Annotated in this window: 1 protein-coding gene; it reads left to right on the forward strand. The window is 61.2% G+C overall.

What is annotated here, in order from left to right:
* Nucleotides 1-33 precede the first annotated feature (33 nt).
* Nucleotides 34-2,340 (forward strand): aminopeptidase N (gene pepN / locus Q1X90_RS00760; RefSeq protein WP_300765753.1); only part of this gene is annotated, 2,307 nt, incomplete at its 3' end.

Raw genomic sequence — 2,340 nt, forward strand, 5'->3', positions numbered from 1 at the left:
CCCCACGTGCTATGAGGAGAAAGAAGAGAGTCCATGCCAGGATCCAACCTCACAAGAACCGAGGCGGAGGAGCGTCGGGAAGTCATCAAGGCTCCCGTCGGCTATGAGGTGCGTCTCGACCTGACCCGCGGTCCTCGCGATTTTGAATCCGTCACCAAGATCACCTTTGACGCCGTCGCGGGATCGTCGACCTTTCTCGACCTCATCGCCGACGACGTGAAGGCCATCACGCTCAATGGAGTGGGATTGAATCCCCAGACGGCCTATGCGGACGACCGCATCCAACTCGACGATCTGGAGGAGCGCAATGAGGTGACCGTCACCGCGTCCTGCCGCTACTCCACCACCGGCGAGGGTCTCCATCGCAGCGTGGATCCCTCCGATGGGAACATCTACCTCTACACCCAGTTCGAGGTCCCGGACGCCCGCCGCGTGTACGCGGTTTTCGACCAACCCGACATCAAGGCGGTGTTCCGATTCTCCGTCATCGCCCCGGAAAGCTGGACGGTTCTGTCGAACAAACCTGTGGAGTCCACAGAATCCATGAATGGCACCACCGAGCCGGACACGCTGGGCGACCGGCCGCAGGAGGGCATCACACGGTGGACGTTCGAGGCCACTCCAGTCATGAGCTCCTATCTCACGGCCGTCTGCGCAGGACCCTACGCGGGATGGCACACCGAGTACGCCAATGAGGACGGCCGCACCGTGCCGATGGGCATGTACTGCCGACAGGCGCTGAAGGACGCCTTCGCCAAGGACGTCGACTACCTGTTCGACGTGACCAAGAAGGGCTTCGCGTTCTATGCGAAGACTTGGGGAGTGCCCTATCCCTATGCGAAGTTCGACCAGATCTATGTGCCCGAGTACAACGCGGGCGCGATGGAGAACATCGGCTTGGTGACCATCCGCGACCAATACGTCTTTGAATCCAAGGTGACCGACGCGCTCGCCGAGCGAAGGGTCGTCACCGTCCTCCACGAGCTGGCCCACATGTGGTTTGGCGACTATGTGACGATGAAATGGTGGAACGACCTGTGGCTCAATGAGTCCTTCGCCGAGTTCACCTCCACCTTGGCCACCGCCGAGGCGACCGATTGGACCGACGCATGGGCCACCTTCAATTCGGGCGAGAAAAGCTGGGCGCTGCGTCAGGATCAGCTTCCCACCACGCATCCGATTGTGGCGCCGATCAACGATCTGAACGATACCTATGTGAACTTCGATGGAATCACCTACGCGAAGGGCGCGTCCGTGCTCAAGCAGCTCGTGGCTTACGTTGGACGCGACAGGTTCTTCCAAGGAATCAACAATTATCTTGAGCGCCATGCCTACGCGAACGCGACGTTGTCCGACCTGCTGTCCGAACTGGAGCTCACATCGACCAGGGATCTGACATCCTGGAGCCGGCAGTGGCTGGAGGAGCCGGGGATTACGACCATCGCGGTCGACGTGTCGCGCGCGGACGACGGGTCCATTGACCAGCTGGTCCTTCGACAGACCGCGGACAACCCCAACTCGTCGCTGCGCGTCCACAGGATGCGTCTGGGATTCTACGACCGTGACGATTCCGGCGCGGTTCGTCGCGTGGGAAACATCGAACTTGATGTCGACGGTGAGTCCACCGTGGTGGAGGCCGCACATGGGCGTCCGCTTCCGGACTTTATACTCCCCAACGATGATGACCTGACATACGCGAAGCTTCGTTTTGACGAACGCTCCCTCGCCTTCGCCGCGGAGAATCTCGGCGCGTTCGACGACGCACTCGCGCGTTCGGTTGTCTGGCTGAGCCTGTGGGACATGACCCGCGACGGCGAGTTCCCCGCGCGCCGTTTCATCGACATCAGCCTCGACGCACTTGCCACCGAGAACGAATCCACGACCTTCCGCTATGCGCTCGCGCAGATATCCACCACGGCGTGGCACTATGTCGATCCGAATCATCGTGACGATGCGGTGCGTCATGTGGCATCCAGCCTGTGGACGCTGGCCGCCAACGCCGAACCCGGATCGGATGAGCAGTTCCAGCTGGTGAACGCCTATCTTGGGTACGGCGAGCCGGGTGACACCGAATTCGCCGCCCATGTCCGCGGTCTTCTCGATGGTTCGGTGGTCCTTTCCGGTTTGGAGATCGACAACAACCTGCGGTGGGCGATCGTCACGGCGTTGTCCCGTGTCAATCTGGTGGATGATTCGGACATCGATCTGGAGCTCGCTCAAAGGGACACCACCGAGAATCGCGAGTTCGCCTTCGGAGCCAAGGCCGCGCATGGAACGGCCGAGGCGAAGAGCTGGGCGTGGGATCAGGCCCTGGGCAACGACGAGCTGACGAATATGCAG

It is taken from the genome of uncultured Bifidobacterium sp. (assembly GCF_949292005.1).
Taxonomy (GTDB): Bacteria; Actinomycetota; Actinomycetes; order Actinomycetales; family Bifidobacteriaceae; genus Bifidobacterium.